This is a genomic window from Parabacteroides sp. ZJ-118 (genome assembly GCF_011038785.1).
In the GTDB taxonomy this organism is placed as follows: domain Bacteria; phylum Bacteroidota; class Bacteroidia; order Bacteroidales; family Tannerellaceae; genus Parabacteroides.
Genome location: NZ_JAAKDT010000002.1, coordinates 192,605 through 210,047, shown reverse-complemented (window position 1 = coordinate 210,047; position 17,443 = coordinate 192,605). Strand labels below are relative to the sequence as shown.

The window sequence follows — 17,443 nt, the reverse complement described above, 5'->3', positions numbered from 1 at the left end:
TCAAGTACTCGTTACGAACATTCTCAACGAATGCCAAGCATTGTGCGCTATCCGTTTCGCTCTCACCCAAAGCCTTGATGTTGAAACGACGATACAACGGAGCGTCATCGATCTCTACAGCGAAAGCGGAGTTACGAGCCTCGTGGCTGCTTGTTATGAACTTATCATCGATGTTACCGTTTACCAAATCCAACGTGTTGTCATCAACAGAGACCTTCACTGAAGCGTATTGCCAAGAGTACCTTTGATCCTCACCTGCTTCCTTCAACGCGATCTTACCATCAACGTTCTGATAAGTGTAGAAGTCTACCTTACTACCATCAACTACCAATGGCTTGCCGTCTTTATCATAGATCGGAACATCAACAAAGTCACCATTTGGATCAACCAAATATTTGGGTGCGTCCTCACCTTCCTCAGCCTTATATTCAGGGTTTTTTCCTCCATAATACTCTGCGATAGTCGGTGCGTCACCTACTTTCATACCCTCACACCATTTCGGATACCATGCCTCTGCTTGCGTCTGCGTCACTTTTACGTAACGGAAGTTAGCCTCAACCAAAGTATAATATTCTTTTCCTTCGACATCGTTATTCTCTTTCAAGAAATACACACCATAAGCACTTTTTGACAAGACATACTTCTTCGTCTTTGAATCATAACCTAAGCGACGTCCCCAGTTATCAACAACGCGGTATACATTTCGAACCAACTTGTCGTCATAACCATACTTATCATCTTTTACGACAATCTCCAAACGGAAGTTAGACTTCGCACCGTTCTCGTCTACACGTACGATAGAATCCTTATCGCTCGGTACGCTCAAGAACTTATCGTCTGCCAAGCCGTGCAAGTAGTTGAACAAGTAACGCTCTACATCTGTATCCAACTCCGTCACATACTTGTAACCCAGCTTATCGTTCTCTGCGCTTTCCTTAGATACCTTAACGAACTCCAAGGTGTCATTACCAGCGAAGAATACGTTATCCCCAGCCTTGAACAACTGGCCACTAAACTCCTCACCCCCAAACTCACGGTTATAGACCTTCACGGGAGCTGTATCGGAAGAAGAAGCCTTCTTCACCACCCACTGAGCGGCCGGCATGTGATCGAAGTTCTGATTCTTCTGCTGCGGCATATAACCACATGCACCCGCTAAGTTAGCGATGTAATAATCGCCATCGGCTTCGTAAGATCTCTTAGATCCACTCTTACCATAACCAGAAGTACGCAGCTTGATCATATAAATACCCTCAGCCAAAGTTGTCGGAACAAAAGTATTTGTGCTTACGCCGATAGTAACTTTAGTCAACATACCGTTCGCTTTGTCATCAACTCCGTCCGTCGCTGCAGTAACATCTTTTGAAGCGATCGTCAACTCACGAGCCGTAGTCAAAGTAGCCAAACGCAAGTAGTAGTTATCCTTCTCCCCTGCCTCTTCATTCCATTCCGTATAGGCACCAGCTACCCCGGTGGAGACATCAGTCTTATCTCCTTTTATCTTATAGTTCTTCACTTTGATAATCAAACGCTCATCGCTAGGAGAGTAATCAAAGTCGAACTGATAAGCATCCTTAAGACGAGCTATCTTACTAGCACTCTTACCCTCGCCCTGTTCGTCCGCATTGGCATAAGTAAACTTAACCAACTGACCTACAGACTCAGTTCCTGAATGATAAACCGTATCAACCACGATAAAAGCCTCCTTGTCATAAGCCTTCTTATCCTTAGCCATCAACATTACATAGTCCGTATTCTTCTTACTGTCTCCCGTACCCTCCGTAACCTGCACAGCTTTCAAAGCCGTATTAGCAAACAGGTTAGAACCTTCAGAAGTTACATCTTTGTCGAAAGATAAGTTGAACCAACCCTCAGGGGCCGTACCCAATTGTGTATTCAATGCATACGCATCGATATTTTCAACCAAAGCAGCCTCATAAGGAGCTACTTTGACAGCTTTATCAGCAAGATCAGAAGCATTAGCAAGCGCTTTTTTAACAAGCAAATCCTTACCATCTTTAACGTTCGAATCCTTACTATCAATTTCCAAATAAGCTACTGTATTAGCGTCCAAATAAGATCTCAAGACCTCAGCCGTCAATGTCTTGCCAGAACCTGCGTCTGTCAAGACCGTATTTAACCACTCTGAAGTCGCGCCACCAATAACTGCCGGAACAGAAGGAGTCTTGTCATCCAATTTACTAGCGTCAACCGCCAAAGTCAAGCCAGTAGCCTTGTTCACATAAGTAAACTTAGGGGCGTTACCATTCGCTCCTTGAGTAACAGCTACAGACCACAAAGAATTACTTGTGCTTTGGATTGTTTTATTAACGTCCTCCGCTCCTAAAAGCACCAATTTCCCATAGTCCTCACCGGGAGTAGATACAACAGAAATGAAGTCCTTACCATCACCTAACAAGTAAGTCTTGTTAGACTCATACTTTTGAACCGCTTGAGGCTTTGGATCCTCTTTTTGATCCTCTTTTTGATCCTCTTGAACCTTTGGATCCTCTGGAACCTTTGGATTCTCATTCTGTGCCCCTACTGACATAGCAGATGCCAACATTAAGCCGACAAGCAAAGTAGAAAACTTTTTGTTCATAATCTAAAATTTAATATTAATAATAGTGTTAATTAAGTACTTATCCACTTCTTCGATCGCCTTACCGACTTTCGAAAATGGCGAGTCTAAACGATCGTTTAAATTCGTCATTTGCAAAGGTACGCGTTTCTTTGATTCCTGCAACCCTTCCGTGTTATTTTTTTTATTCCTTATCCGCTTTCTTATCAATAGGATAGCCTATCGCTGACAAACCCGCCGCTTCCTCTGACAAACCCACCCTTTTTCCCTTTCGAAAACGCAAGATTTAAACGATCGTTTAAACTCGCCGTTTTGTCCCATATCGTATCATTCAATGTACGTGTACATATATATAGCGTAATTCCCATCGTAACGATACTCCCTCACGGCGCTTTCATTCAGGATCCAATGACCCGGACCACCTCCGGAGCCGCTCGCTTGTCGCTCCTTACAACCCTAAACTCCGTTATCGATAAGACATCCAAATCGCCCTTTTCCTTTCTTTCTGATTCGTTTTATAGGCTAATCGTGACAGCGGCGTTCCTAAGATCGGCTAAACGGGAAGCCAAGAGGTGCCGCGAAAGGCGCTTTTGGGTGGGAATATTACCGTTTTCAAGTACAAAAGGGGGCAAAAGCCTACGCGTATAGCCGCGCCGGGCGGCACAAATGCTGCCGCCGGGCATTATAAACCATCAAGAATAGGGTTGTAAACCGCCGTGAATAGGCATTGTAACCTCGTTAGAATCCAGTCGTAAGCCCATGAAATCGCCCAAACAGGTCAATGGATAGGCTTTCGGATGAGTGATTTTCGCTGGAATGAAAAGGCGTTTTTCGGTATCCGGCTAAAGATGAATTGATTAAATATATTTTAACGTAGAATTGAAGGTGCCTTGTCCCTTGACCCGAAAGAATCGATTCTCCGGGACTTCCGTTTACAAAATGTCAGAATGTCAATTCCCCATCCGCGAGCGCCTTAGGCGGGTAACAACGAACAAAGGCACCGATAATCGGATGATTATCGATGCCTTTTATCAGTCGGGATGACTGGATTCGAACCAGCGACCACACGCCCCCCAGACGCGTACTCTAACCGGGCTGAGCTACATCCCGCCTCTATTTTACGGGTGCAAAGGTAGTCTTTTCCCGTTAAATGCCAAAACTTTCACGATAAAAATCGAGAGACTCCAAGATTTTTTCTTTGGTGACCGATTGGTTGATACGTACCTCCCCCACATTTCCCAGCAGCGTGAAGTTGATGATACCGCCCTCATTCTTTTTATCATGTGTCATCAACTCGTACAAGGTATCGTAGTCCGTGCAGTCAAAGAAGAACGCCGGATAATAGGTTTTTATATAATAAACGACCTGGCTCAATTTCTCCATCGGGAAGCCACACAGCTTATGCGAGAGGTAAAGCTCGCTCACGATACCCGCCGCTACCGCGTGGCCATGCAAGAGCGGACGCTCTTTCCGGAACGACAAGCTCTCGAAAGCGTGGCCGATCGTATGACCGAAGTTCAATGCCTTACGAATACCCCGCTCTTTCGGATCCTCCGCCACAATCCGCTCTTTCACGGCGACAGACTGGCCCGCCAGACTATTCAGATACGAATAATTCATGGTGTCGATATCATAAAGCAGGACGGATGTGTAATGCTCGATCGAACTAATCAGGCCATGCTTGATCATCTCCGCGTAACCGGAAAGAATATTATCACGATCCAACGTACGCAAAAACGCACAATCAATGAAGACACGCAAAGGGGGATAAAAAGAGCCGATCTCATTCTTCAATCCATTGAAGTTAATCCCCGTCTTCCCGCCTACGGCAGCATCGACAGACGCCATCAAGGTCGTAGGGATATTGATCGTACGGATGCCTCGCTTGAAGGTAGCGCCGGCAAAACCACCCATATCCGTAATCATACCGCCGCCCAGATTCACCAGCAATGAGTTGCGGGAAGCCCCTCCATCGGACAAGGCCGTCCATATCCGGGCCAAAGCGGAGAGCCCCTTATTCATGTCACCCGCCTCGGTCACGAGGAGCGGAGCCTTCTGGAAGGCCGCTACCCCCGCCACCAAGGGAAGACATTTCTCTTTGGTATTCGTATCCGTAAGGATGAACAGCTTATCGTATTTCAGAGCGGAGAGAAAATCCCGCAGCTCCGATCTCAAGTCCTTGCAAACAACCACTTTTTGCGCTGACATATCTTTCTTGTTTATTTCTTCCGAACCGGTTTTACTGTACTCCGACAGCCTCTTTCATCGCGCCAACGGCAATGGAAAGGCCCTCCATATTCTTACCTCCGGCCGTAGCGAAATGGGGCTGTCCGCCACCACCGCCTTGAATATGCCTGGCGGCCTCTTTTACGATCTTACCGGCATGCAAGCCCTCTTTCACCAGATCATCGCTTAGCATAAGCATGAGCGTGCATTTGTTATCGTCGGTGATACCGGCGACAAAGACAAAGCTGTCGGCCGTCTCCGCCTTGATCTGGAAAGCCACGTTCTTCATAGCGTCCGGGTTCGCCTTGCCTATGAATTGCATCACCTTGATGCCGTTGCTCTCCGAGGCTGTCGCCACGATCTCCCCTTTCAGACGCATAGCCTTCTCACGGATATAATCCTCGATCTGTTTCTTCATCTCCGCGTTCTCCTCGATAGACTTTCTCATCGCCTGCGTCAAGTTCGGCATATGGTTCATCAACGCACGCAACTCGCGGATCAGATCTTGCTGGGCATATACGAATCGATCGGCTCCCTCGGCCGTAACCGCCTCTATACGACGGACGCCCGCGGCGATGGAGCTCTCTCCTACCACACGTAAAAAACCGATCATACCGGTTGCCGGGATATGCGTGCCACCACACAGCTCCACGGAGCTTCCGTATTTCACGACACGTACCTCTTCGCCATATTTCTCACCGAACAGCGCCATAGCCCCCATCGCCTTGGCCTCGGCGATCGGCATATCGCGACGCTCTTCCAGCGGGAGGTTCGCACGGATCTTCTCTCCGACCAATATCTCCACCTTGCGGATCTCCTCGTCGGTCACCTTCTGGAAATGAGAGAAGTCGAAACGTAAGGAATCGGGCGAGACATAAGAACCCTTCTGCTCTACGTGCGTACCCAATACCTCGCGCAACGCCTCATGCAAAAGGTGCGTGGCGGAGTGGTTGCACTCACACAGGATACGCCTTTTCTCGTTGATCTTCGCGGTAAAAGTAGCTGTCACATCTTTCGGAAGTTTCGCTACCAAATGAACCGGCAGGTTATTCTCTCGTTTCGTATCGATCACGTCGATCTGCTCGTCGTCGGCGATCAGCCACCCCGTATCGCCGACCTGTCCGCCCATTTCCGCGTAGAACGGGGTTTGATCCAGGACGATCTGGTATAATACTTTATTCTTTTGCTTGATCTGGCGATAACGCAAGATCTCCGCCTCGCATTCGAACAGATCATACCCCACGAACTTACAGGCGCCCTCTTTCAGCGCGATCCAATCGCCGGTCTCGATAGCGGCGGCGTTGCGGGCACGCTCTTTCTGCTGTCGCATCGCCTGGTTGAAGGCCTCGATATCGGCCTCCATGCCGTTCTCGCGAAGGATCAACTCCGTCAAGTCCAACGGGAATCCGTAGGTATCATATAGCGTAAAGGCATCTACGCCATCCAAGACCGTCTTACCGGCGGCCTTCGTCTCCTCCATTTTCTTGTCCAGCAAGCGGATACCGGTCTCCAAGGTACGAAGGAACGATTCCTCCTCCTCCTTGATAACCTTCTCGATCAAGGTTTGCTGGGCGATCAATTCCGGATAAGCGTCGCCCATCGTCTCGATCAATACGGGCAAAAGCTTATACATAAACGCCTCCTTGCGATCCAAGAATGTATAACCGTAACGAACGGCACGCCGCAAGATACGACGGATTACATAACCGGCCTTAGCGTTGGAAGGCAACTGCCCGTCCGTGATCGCGAAAGCGATCGTACGGATATGATCGGCGATTACGCGCATGGCGATATCTTGCTGTTTATCCGTACCGTAAGTCGTACCTGCCATCCCCGCGATTACCTTGATAATCGGTTGGAATACGTCCGTATCATAGTTCGAGGTCTTACCCTGCAATGCCATACACAGGCGCTCGAATCCCATACCGGTATCGATTACCTTGGCGGGCAGCGGTTCCAAGGAGCCATCGGCCTTACGGTTGAATTGCATGAACACAAGATTCCAGATCTCGATTACCTGCGGATGATCCTTATTTACCATAACGGCGCCGCTGACCGCCGCACGCTCCTCGTCCGGACGAAGGTCGATATGGATCTCGGAACAGGGACCGCAAGGACCCGTATCCCCCATTTCCCAGAAGTTATCATGTTTGTTACCGTTCAGGATATGATCTTTCGGTAAATATCGCTCCCAATAACCGGCAGCCTCGTTATCACGATCCAAGCCTTCAGCGGGGCTTCCCTCAAATACGGTGGCATATAAACGCTCCGGATCCAGCTTCAATACCTCTACCAGGTATTCCCAAGCCCAGCGGATCGCCTCTTGCTTAAAATAATCCCCGAACGACCAGTTCCCGAGCATCTCAAACATCGTATGGTGATAGGTATCATGTCCCACCTCTTCCAAATCGTTATGCTTGCCGCTGACACGAAGACATTTCTGAGAGTCCGCGACACGAGGATACTTACGGGGCACGTTGCCCAAGATAATATCTTTAAACTGATTCATTCCCGCGTTCGTAAACATCAACGTGGGGTCACCCTTCACCACCATTGGAGCGGAAGGCACGATCTGGTGCTCCTTGGAAGCGAAGAATTGCTTGAAGGATTCACGGATTTCTTTTGCTGTCAACATAATCTATTTATATAGTTCTCGTTAATATTCTGAAAAACAATTTGCAAAAGTACGGCAAATTATTATTTTCGCGTACATCCAAATAACAAAAATATAGATGAGACTCTTTAAAAACCGCAAGACATACTACTTATATAATCCGAACACGCTCAATTACGAGCGTGTATACCCATCCAGCAAAGACCGGCTGTTCGCCGTTCTCCGCCATTTAAGCACCGGGATAGCATTCGGCGTGGCCACTTTTTTCGCCATGATGCATTTGGTGGACTCTCCGATGGAATCTCAGTTACGTAAGGAGAACCGCCTGCTGCAAACTCAATACGAGGTGCTTTCCCTTCGCTTGAATAACGCGTTGGAGGTATTGGATGATATTCAACAGCGTGACGAGAATCTGTACCGGGCTATCTTCCAAGCTGAGTCCATTCCCGAATCCGTCCGGAAAGCCGGATTTGGAGGGACAAATCGTTACGAGCATTTGATGAGCCTGTCCAATCCGGAGCTTGTTGTCTCCACGACCCAAAAGATGGATATGCTGCGTAAGCAATTGTATATCCAATCCAATTCCCTGGAAGCACTGATCGCCCTCGGGAAGAGCCAAGAAGAGAGGAGTAAATGTATCCCGGCGATCCAACCGATTTCCAATAAGGATCTGCGTCGTACCGCTTCCGGCTATGGTGTACGTATCGACCCGATTTACCGCACGCCTCGTTTCCATTCCGGAATGGATTTCTCGGCTAAAGTGGGGACGGAGATCTACGCGACAGGCAATGGCGTTGTTACTTTCGCCGCTTGGAAACAGGGATACGGGAATTGTGTGATTATCGATCATGGCTACGGCTATCAGACTTTATACGGTCATCTGAGCAAGTTCAAGAAACGTGTCGGACAGAAGGTTTCCCGCGGGGAGGTGATTGGCGAGGTTGGAAATACCGGAAAGTCTACCGGCCCGCACTTGCATTATGAGGTAATCGTACGAGGGAAGTATGATAACCCATCCAAATACTATTACATGGATCTCTCACCTGAGGAATACGACCGTATGATCCAGATCGCCGAGAATCATGGTCAGGTCATGGATTAAACTTCGTTAGCGGTATGAGCCTGAAAAAGAATAAAGATCTCAAACTCTATTTTTCCATCAGCGAGGTGGCGCAGATGTTCGACGTGAACGAGTCTACCCTTCGCTTTTGGGAGAAGGAGTTCGACATCATCAATCCAAGGAAGACGAGCAAAGGTACCCGTTTTTACAGGCAGGAGGATATCGACGCCGTACGCCTCATCTACCATTTGGTGAAAGAGAGAGGGATGACCTTGGCCGGCGCACGGCAAAAACTGAAGGATAACAAGGAGACAACGATCCGCCAAGAAGAGATCGTAAACCGTCTGAAACAGATCAAAGAAGAGCTGTTAGCCCTGAAAGACGCATTCGATGCTTTTGCCCCGAAAGTGTGATTGCGCTGTTGATAAAACCGAAACAAAACCGTACCTTCGTCCCCAATTAAATAAAACATAAGTAAATCATAATACAAGACATGGAAATTGCAGGAAAAATTATTCAGGTCCTACCGGAGGTAGGTGGCATCAGCAAGGCCGGAAACGAATGGAAAAAACAAGAGTATGTATTGGAGACACACGACCAATATCCGAGGAAAGTATGTTTCCAGATTTTCGGCGCCGATCGTATCGCACAAGCGGCCATACAACCGGGAGAGGAGGTTACGGTTTCTTTCGACATTGATAGCCGCGAATATCAAGGCCGCTGGTTCACCAGCATCAACGCATGGAAAGTAGACCGTCCGACGGTGACAGTTCCTCAAACCGCTCCGGCTTCCGCTCCTACGGCTCCGGCTTCATCCGCGCCTGATTTCGGCCCGGCCAACCCTATCGATGACTTGCCATTCTAAGACGGATGATGGATATCGTATTACTAATCGGCGGTTTGCTGTTAATCTTAGTCGGAGCCAACGCCTTGACGGATGGTGCCGCCTCGGTAGCCAAACGCTTCAATATTTCCGGCTTAGTAATCGGGCTGACGATTGTGGCGTTTGGAACTTCCGCACCGGAATTAACGGTCAGTGTCGTATCTGCCTTGAAAGGAAGCTCGGATATCGCGATCGGTAATGTGGCGGGAAGCAATATATTTAACGCCTTGATGATTGTCGGCTGTACGGCCGCTATCGTACCGATCAGCGTCACGAAAGGTACCTTAAGCAAAGAGATTCCGCTTTGCGTACTTGCCTCGATCGTATTGTTTATTTGCGCGAATGACGTTTTGATCAACGGCGCGTCGCAAAACAGCATCAGCAGTAGCGACGGTATGTTACTATTGTGCTTTTTCGCCATTTTCCTTGGCTATACGTTCGCGATCGCACATAATGGAGAGGTAAACGGGGAGGGCGCGATTAAAACAATGCCCGTTTGGAAAGCGAGTTTATTCATCATCGGGGGATTGGCCGGTTTGATTTACGGAGGACGATTTTTCGTGGATGGAGCTTCCGGTATCGCCCGCGGACTGGGTGTCAGCGAGTCTATTATTGGTTTGACTTTAGTGGCCGGAGGTACCTCTCTTCCGGAGTTGGCGACTTCCGTCGTGGCCGCGTTAAAGAAGAACCCGGAGATGGCGATTGGAAACGCTATCGGTTCCAACCTCTTCAATATATTCTTCGTATTGGGTTGTAGCGCAACAATCACGCCGATGAACATACAAGGCATTACCAATCTGGATCTGGGTGTCATGATCGGTTCATGTGTATTGCTTTATATTTTCGGGCTTTTCTTCAAGGAACGGACGATCACCCGACCGGAGGGAATCTTATTGATCGCTTGTTATATAGCTTATATAACGTATTTGATGGTCGGCTGATAGCGCTTTTATACAATTGGGTGTAGCGAAACACTTCGCTACACTCAATCCGCTACACGTCCGACAGATTTGATATTCCGTATCTTCGACAAAGTCACGCACATTTTCTGGATATCTTCTACGTCATGAACTTTCATCTTTATCCGGCCTTCGAACACGCCGTCTTTCGCCTCGATCAGCAGGCGCATGATATTCACGTTGAAATCCTCGGAGATCGTTTTCGTGATCGTATTCAATACGCCTATCGAGTCTATGCCTTTCACCTCTAGCGTGGCCTCAAAAGAGGCGTTCATGTGGCTGCTCCAAACCGTATTCAAGATACGTTCGCCAAAGCTGCTTTTCAAGCGCATGGCGATCGGACAGGAACGTTTGTGAACCACTACGTTACCATCGTCATTGATAAAGCCTAAAGAATCATCTCCCGGAATCGGCTTACAACATTCGGCAATCACATAATTGCGCTCGAAAGCCTCTTCTTTCAATAGATAAGGCCTTTTCTTATCATATTTAGGTTTCTCTTTCTTGGCCTCCTCCTCCTCGGTTTGTTTCATCTTCTTGGAAGCGACACCCAACGCCTGTTTCACGTACTTAAACAAGACATTATCCGTCTTCTCCCTCAACAGCTTCTTCAAATTCTCGGGCAAAACCACATCCCCCTTCTCCACCGCATAGAAGAACTCCTCGCGTTTAGAGAATCCAAAGTACATGCCCAATTTATCCAGATGGGATGTGTTCGCCTCAAGCTCCGAACGCTTGAAGGCATCAAGGACTTTTATCTCTCCATGCTTAGCGACCTCTTTACGGATGCGCTTTAATACGGCATCGATCTTCGCGCGAGCCCTAGCGGTAGTCACGAAATTCAACCATTCCGGTTGAGGCTCCTGAGAACGGGAAGTCAGGACCTCCACCTGATCTCCACTGGAAAGCGGATGGCTCAAGGGCACCAAGCGATGATTCACCTTAGCGCCAATGCATTTATTACCGATATCGGAGTGAAGCGCATAAGCGAAATCCAAGGCGGTAGCCCCTTGGGGCAACGTCTTTATATCCCCTTTCGGAGTGAAAACAAATATCTCGGAAGTAAATAAGTTCAGCTTGATCGTATCCAGGAAATCCAATGCATTCGGGTCCGGACTCTCCAAGATCTCGGTAATGGTTTGTATCCATTTATCCAATTCCGTATCCTCCTCCACGTTGGATTCCTTGTATTTCCAATGGGCGGCGAAGCCTTTCTCCGCGATATCATCCATACGGCGGCTACGGATCTGGATCTCTACCCATTGTCCGTCCGGCCCCATAACGGTCAGATGAAGCGCTTGATAGCCATTCGCTTTCGGACGGCTCACCCAATCGCGAATACGGTCGGGACGAATCCGGTAAATATCCGTAATAACCGAGTAGATATCCCAACATTGGTTTTTCTCGTCCACCCCGGGAAGCGGATCAAAAATAATGCGAACCGCGTAAATATCATAAATATCCTCGAAAGCGACCCCCTTGCTTTCCATCTTATTCCAAATGGAATAGACCGATTTCACACGGGCACGCATCTCATACTGAAGCCCCATCGCTTTCAGCTTCTCGTCCACAGGAGTGGCGAAACGCTCGAACAATTTATTACGGTTCTCTTCTGTCGCTTTCAACTTAGCGCTGATGAAGTCGTATTCTTGCGGATGCTCGTATTTAAAACTCAAATCCTCCAGTTCCGTCTTGATCGAGAAGAGGCCCAGACGATGCGCCAGAGGGGCATACAGATAAAGCGTCTCGCCCGCGATCTTAAATTGCTTGGCGGGAAGCATAGACCCCAAGGTTCTCATATTATGAAGACGGTCTGCGATCTTGATTAGAATCACTCGTATATCATCGCTCATAGTCAGCAGCAACTTACGGAAGTTCTCAGCCTGAGCCGAGGCTTGTTCCCCGAAAATGCCGCCGGATATCTTCGTCAAGCCATCCACGATCTGGGCGATCTTGTCTCCGAACATATCCCGGATATCCTCCACCGTATACTCGGTATCTTCCACGACATCGTGTAATAACGCAGAGCAAATAGAGGTAGATCCCAAACCCATCTCCCGGCACACGATACGGGCCACGGCGATAGGATGCATTATATAGGGTTCGCCGGAACGCCGTTTCACTCCGGCATGCGCCTGATTGGCGAAATTAAAAGCTTTCGTGATCCGTTCGACCTTACGGCGGTGGTTTGATTTCAAATAATCGCCCAACAATGCATTGAACCCATCTTGTATCATTTGTTCGTCCGCAGAGCGTGCGGAGACGGCCTTGCCCGTTTCTTTTATATCTTTTGTGTCCTTTGTATCGTCCATGGTTTTACACCTCCCATATTTTATACTGTGTAGCCACAAATATATACAAATATTTGGAAGAAAAACCTGACAAAAGACAAAAATAGGATACCTACGGCTTATTTACGTTCTTCCATGGAAGTATACAACTTGAAGAAGTCATCATTAATCTGATCCCGGATACGACGGAACTCACTCATGATAAACTCATAAGAACCCTGGGCCTTGGAAGGATCCTCATAGCCCATGTGCAATTGATGCTTTACCTTACCGTTAAATAGAGGGCAAGTCTCTTTCGCATGATCGCATACCGTGATCACGTAATCCCAATCCTCATTCAGATATTCATCTACCTGACACGGAGTATGATCACTGATATCGATCCCCATTTCCCGCATCACCATGACGGCTCTCGGATTTACTCGTTTCCCAGCACTTACACCACCTGAATAGACCGCCAGATCCTTGCCATAAGAAGCCAAGAAACCATGCGCCATTTGACTACGGCATGTATTTCCCGTGCATAAAATTAATACCTTGATGCCATGCTTGCCATTTGTCCCAGTCTCGCGAGCCTCGAGATTCACCCCAAAAAACAATATGCCTAATAACGCCACCCAAATGCTTAATCCTGACTTTTTCATCTTTCCTCATTTATCTAAAACGTGATTAAGATCCTACAATCTCCGTGAAACGATGCGTCGGGCTCGGACGACCGGGTTGCAAGAAACGCCAAGCCACGACCTCCTCCTTATATTTACCGCCTATCGTGAGAAGCAACACCTCTCGTACCATCTCGTCCAACCGCTCCGGCGTAGTCTCCACCCGGGCATTTACGATCAATTTGAGATCCTCTCCCGCTCCGGCAGAACCTCTCAATGATAGGGTATCTTGTTTACCAATAAGATTTCCCACGGCGAAACGCTTGCCATTCTCAGCGATCACCTTCACATGACCTACGGCACAACCCGTCTCATCGAATTTAGCGGCAAGGCCAACCATCAAGGACTTCAAGAAATCATCCCAATTCTCGCTTGCGCCATGCAACAATAGTGTTCCGTTCAACCAGCCCAACACAGCCTCGCCATGCGCGTAAGTATCATAATCAATCTCCAGCAAACGCTTGCCCGCATCCTGGCGATTCAAGACGGCATCTATCCATTCGTCCAACCCCTCGCCGCCTGTCAGTGCACTAGCCGACAAGACCGTAGCGGAAGGAAAAGTCGCAGATAAACGGCGTCTCATAGAAGCGACCTCCTCCGCTGTCAATGTATCCGACTTACTCAACAAGATGATATCACCCTCCTCCAACTGTTTCTTATAAATATACGCCGCGTCTGGATGCAAGCCACTATTCCCCTCTTCCAAGATGGAGGCCACGCGATTCGGGTCGGCCAAGACCGTCAATGGAGAAATTCGTAACTCGGCGTTCCAATATTGCTTTAATGGTTGTATGATCGTAGCCGATAAATCCGCGCAACTGCCTACCGGCTCAGCGATAATCACATCGGCGGATACCTCGGCACGGATTGCCTTGATCGCATCCGTAAAGCCATTGAAGTTACAGCAGAAACAACTACCGCTCACCTCCGCCACCCGTAGATCGGACAACTTCAGCAATTCACTGTCCACCAACTCCGGCGCTTGATCGTTCGTGATCAAGCCCACACGCAACCCTTTCTCCATCAATCGCAAGGCGGTCTCCCATAAGAGCGTAGTCTTTCCAGCTCCCAAGAAGCCTCCTACTAAAATCAATCTTGTTTGTTTCATATCCATTTCGTTTATTACGGTCATTCTATTTTTGTTCCTCACATTCGCATGAGCTGCCCTTCTTACCAATCAGAGGCTCTATCACATAGACAAGCGCATAGGCCGCCACCACCCCACCTACAATCGGAGCTAGAATATAGACAAAGAAGAAACCTCCGCAGGCATCCGGGAAAGCCGCTCCTCCCCAACCCGCCAGCCAAGCGACTAAACGAGGGCCAAAATCACGGGCGGGATTCAAACCTGCCTGTGTCAATGGGGCGACCAAGCAGATAATAGATGATACCGACAAACCGATAAACACCGGTGCCAGGGCGTCACTCGGACGACCTACATTGCAACCTTCCGTCAAGGCAAAAATAAACATCACTAAAAGGAAAGTACCAAATCCCTCAGCCACCATCGCCAAGGGCATGGAAACCACAGCTATACCATCTCCGGGATTTGGATAAAACTCGCCGAACATGCGAGCCGTATCAACGGAAGCCTCCGTCCCGCGTACAATGCCATGTGCCAACTCATAAGCGGAAATAGTAGGCGACAGTAATCCGTATAATACGGCTCCCGCCAAGAAGGCACCCACAAACTGAGCCAACAAGTAGGGAGCCAACTTATTCGCCTTCATTCGTTTGCTCAACACCATAGCCACCGTGACGGCCGGATTCAAATGAGCGCAAGATAAATAACGGGTTAAATAAATGGCCAACGTTACCCCGATGCCCCAAACCAGAGCGATCTGAAATATACTGCCATACTCTCCGAACAATACGGCCACGGCCACAGATCCGCAACCAAACAGTGTCAATACAAAAGTTCCGATTAATTCTCCTACAAATGCTTTCATCTGGTATCTTTATATTTCGTTAGATAATCATAATGTAAATTCAACTCAAATATAACAGATCGATATAAGGGAGGAACCTAAGTGTTCTTTAAAACGAAAATAACGGATGTAATCACGAAATAAACGATGATCTTAAATATGGATTCCATACGCGTGCTTCACCTCATCCATCACGAAAGTGCTTCTCAAGGAACCAAGGCTATCGATCGTGCCTAACACATTCAAGATAAATTCTTGGTAATATTTCATGTTGGGAGCATGTATTTTCAGCAAATAATCGTAGTCGCCGGATATATTATAGCATTCCGTCACTTCAGGGATATCTTGGATAATGCGGGTGAACTCCACCGCGATATCCCGGTTTAACCGGATAAGCTTCACGCTGCAGAATACGACAAAGCCTTGATTCAGCTTCTCGGCATCCAGCACGGCTATGTATTTTTTTATATAACCGTTATTCTCCAAGCGTTTAAGACGCTCGAACACCGGCGTGGAGGACAAACTCACGCGAGCCGCCAACTCCTTGGTCGTCAGCCGGGAGTTCTCTTGAAGAATCCGGAGAATCTGCAAATCGATCTTATCCAGAGTGTCCATGGAAAAATATTCTTTTATGAGGTTCTTTTTATCTTTCTTTTACTCGCTTTATTCTTTATAAGCGTTCAAATATAGAATTATTTCCCGTATTTCCCTAATATATTGTTTGATATTTCCATCTCCTATACTTTTGCCGGAAAATAATTCAAGAACAAACAAACTATTAAAGCATACGATCATGGAAAGAAAGAATTTGCATTTCGAGACTTTACAGCTTCATGCCGGACAGGAGCAAGCCGATCCGACTACAGATTCGCGTGCGGTACCTATTTACCAAACAACCTCTTACGTATTCCATAACTCGGCTCACGCGGCCGCTCGCTTCGGTCTGCAAGATCCGGGGAATATCTACGGACGACTGACCAATCCCACGCAAAGCGTCTTCGAGCAACGTGTCGCCGCCCTTGAGGGAGGCATAGCCGCATTAGCGGTAGCATCCGGAGCTGCCGCCATTACGTATGCCTTCGAGAATATCACCCGCGCGGGCGATCATATCGTAGCCGCCAAGACGATCTACGGAGGCAGCTACAACCTGCTGGCACACACGTTGCCGGCTTATGGCGTGACGACCACGTTCGTAGATCCGAGCGATCTCTCGAACTTCGAGAAAGCGATCCAACAGAATACCAAGGCGGTCTTTATCGAGACCTTGGGTAACCCGAACTCGAACCTCATCGACATAGAGGCGGTAGCCTCGCTCGCACATAAATATCATATTCCATTGATCATAGATAATACCTTCGGCACACCTTACCTGATCCGCCCGATCGAGTATGGAGCAGATATCGTAGTCCATTCGGCCACCAAGTTTATCGGCGGCCATGGGACCTCATTAGGTGGGATTATCGTAGATTCCGGCAAGTTCGACTGGGTAGCTTCCGGCAAGTTCCCGCAACTGACCGAGCCAGACCCGAGCTATCACGGCATACGTTTCGTAGATGCCGCAGGCCCCGCTGCCTATGCGACTCGCATCCGTGCCGTATTGCTACGTGACACCGGGGCGGCAATCAGCCCGTTCAATGCCTTTATCTTATTACAAGGCTTGGAGACTCTCTCCTTGCGAGTGGAACGCCATGTAGCCAATGCCCTTAAAGTAGTGGAATTCTTGAAGAGCCACCCGAAAGTAAAGAAGGTAAACCATCCGGCCTTGGCCGATCATCCGAATCACGGCCTGTACCTGCGATATTTCCCGAACGGGGCGGGATCGATCTTCACATTCGAGATACAAGGCGGACAAGAGGACGCGCATCGCTTTATAGATAACCTGGGAATATTCTCCCTGTTAGCGAACGTGGCGGACGTGAAATCACTGGTCATCCACCCGGCCAGCACCACCCACTCGCAACTCAACGCAAAGGAACTGGCAGAACAAGGGATCTATCCGGGCACGATCCGCCTTTCCATCGGGACAGAGCATATAGACGACTTGATGGCGGACTTGGAGCAAGCGCTCACTAAAATATAGCGTATCAATCCGGTGACACCGATAGCGCATGTCTTTGATTATCGGTTAGGCGATCATCCACCAACTGTTACATGACCATCTATCAGTTGATGGATGATCATGTAACAGTCGTTAGAAGATCAGCCTCTCAAGAAGAGAACGCTAATACATAAAGGAGGG

General features: G+C 48.3%; 13 protein-coding genes and 1 tRNA gene. 5 read left to right on the top strand and 9 right to left on the bottom strand.

The features are described from left to right. The 4 genes from G7Y39_RS01735 to alaS form a co-directional block, all read right to left on the bottom strand. A partial coding sequence (locus tag G7Y39_RS01735) for a hypothetical protein (protein ID WP_165154455.1) occupies window positions 1-2,602 on the bottom strand: 2,602 nt, incomplete at its 3' end. Between the two features lie 1,014 nt (window positions 2,603-3,616). Beyond that, a tRNA-Pro gene (locus G7Y39_RS01730) sits at window positions 3,617-3,691 on the bottom strand. A gap of 36 nt (window positions 3,692-3,727) precedes the next feature. Further along, on the bottom strand, window positions 3,728-4,789 hold the full coding sequence (gene aroB, locus G7Y39_RS01725) for a 3-dehydroquinate synthase (RefSeq protein WP_165154453.1): 1,062 nt from the start codon (window positions 4,787-4,789) through the stop codon (window positions 3,728-3,730). Between the two features lie 31 nt (window positions 4,790-4,820). After that, window positions 4,821-7,442, bottom strand: coding sequence for an alanine--tRNA ligase (alaS, locus tag G7Y39_RS01720; protein WP_165154451.1), 2,622 nt, complete (start codon window positions 7,440-7,442; stop codon window positions 4,821-4,823). 97 nt (window positions 7,443-7,539) lie between these two features. On the opposite strand from alaS, the gene G7Y39_RS01715 reads away from it, so the two are divergent. From G7Y39_RS01715 to G7Y39_RS01700, 4 genes are all read left to right on the top strand, one after another. After that, window positions 7,540-8,523, top strand: coding sequence for a M23 family metallopeptidase (locus G7Y39_RS01715; protein WP_165154449.1), 984 nt, complete (start codon window positions 7,540-7,542; stop codon window positions 8,521-8,523). A gap of 14 nt (window positions 8,524-8,537) precedes the next feature. Beyond that, window positions 8,538-8,894, top strand: a complete 357-nt coding sequence (locus G7Y39_RS01710; RefSeq protein ID WP_165154447.1) for a MerR family transcriptional regulator — start codon at window positions 8,538-8,540, stop codon at window positions 8,892-8,894. Between the two features lie 80 nt (window positions 8,895-8,974). Next, entirely contained in the window at window positions 8,975-9,346 is a 372-nt protein-coding gene (locus tag G7Y39_RS01705) for a DUF3127 domain-containing protein (RefSeq protein WP_165154445.1), read from the top strand. A gap of 8 nt (window positions 9,347-9,354) precedes the next feature. After that, entirely contained in the window at window positions 9,355-10,305 is a 951-nt protein-coding gene (locus G7Y39_RS01700) for a calcium/sodium antiporter (protein ID WP_165154481.1), read from the top strand. Window positions 10,306-10,349: 44 nt separating this feature from the next. Here G7Y39_RS01700 and G7Y39_RS01695 read toward each other — a convergent pair whose 3' ends face one another. From G7Y39_RS01695 to G7Y39_RS01675, 5 genes are all read right to left on the bottom strand, one after another. Continuing rightward, entirely contained in the window at window positions 10,350-12,635 is a 2,286-nt protein-coding gene (locus G7Y39_RS01695) for a bifunctional (p)ppGpp synthetase/guanosine-3',5'-bis(diphosphate) 3'-pyrophosphohydrolase (RefSeq protein WP_165154443.1), read from the bottom strand. Between the two features lie 98 nt (window positions 12,636-12,733). Then, a complete protein-coding gene (locus tag G7Y39_RS01690) occupies window positions 12,734-13,156 on the bottom strand; it encodes an arsenate reductase ArsC (protein WP_165154479.1) in 423 nt (140 codons plus the stop codon). A gap of 127 nt (window positions 13,157-13,283) precedes the next feature. Next, window positions 13,284-14,384, bottom strand: coding sequence for a GTP-binding protein (locus G7Y39_RS01685; RefSeq protein ID WP_165154441.1), 1,101 nt, complete (start codon window positions 14,382-14,384; stop codon window positions 13,284-13,286). A gap of 25 nt (window positions 14,385-14,409) precedes the next feature. Beyond that, window positions 14,410-15,225: an MIP/aquaporin family protein gene (locus G7Y39_RS01680; protein ID WP_165154439.1), complete on the bottom strand. Its 816-nt coding sequence runs from the start codon at window positions 15,223-15,225 to the stop codon at window positions 14,410-14,412. Between the two features lie 132 nt (window positions 15,226-15,357). After that, window positions 15,358-15,819 carry an Lrp/AsnC family transcriptional regulator gene (locus tag G7Y39_RS01675; protein ID WP_165154437.1) on the bottom strand — a complete coding sequence of 154 codons (462 nt, stop codon included), beginning with the start codon at window positions 15,817-15,819 and terminating at the stop codon, window positions 15,358-15,360. Window positions 15,820-15,997: 178 nt separating this feature from the next. Here G7Y39_RS01675 and G7Y39_RS01670 point away from each other — a divergent pair, with 178 nt between their 5' ends. After that, complete coding sequence (locus G7Y39_RS01670) at window positions 15,998-17,284, top strand: O-acetylhomoserine aminocarboxypropyltransferase/cysteine synthase family protein (protein ID WP_165154435.1); 1,287 nt, start codon at window positions 15,998-16,000, stop codon at window positions 17,282-17,284. Window positions 17,285-17,443 lie beyond the last annotated feature (159 nt).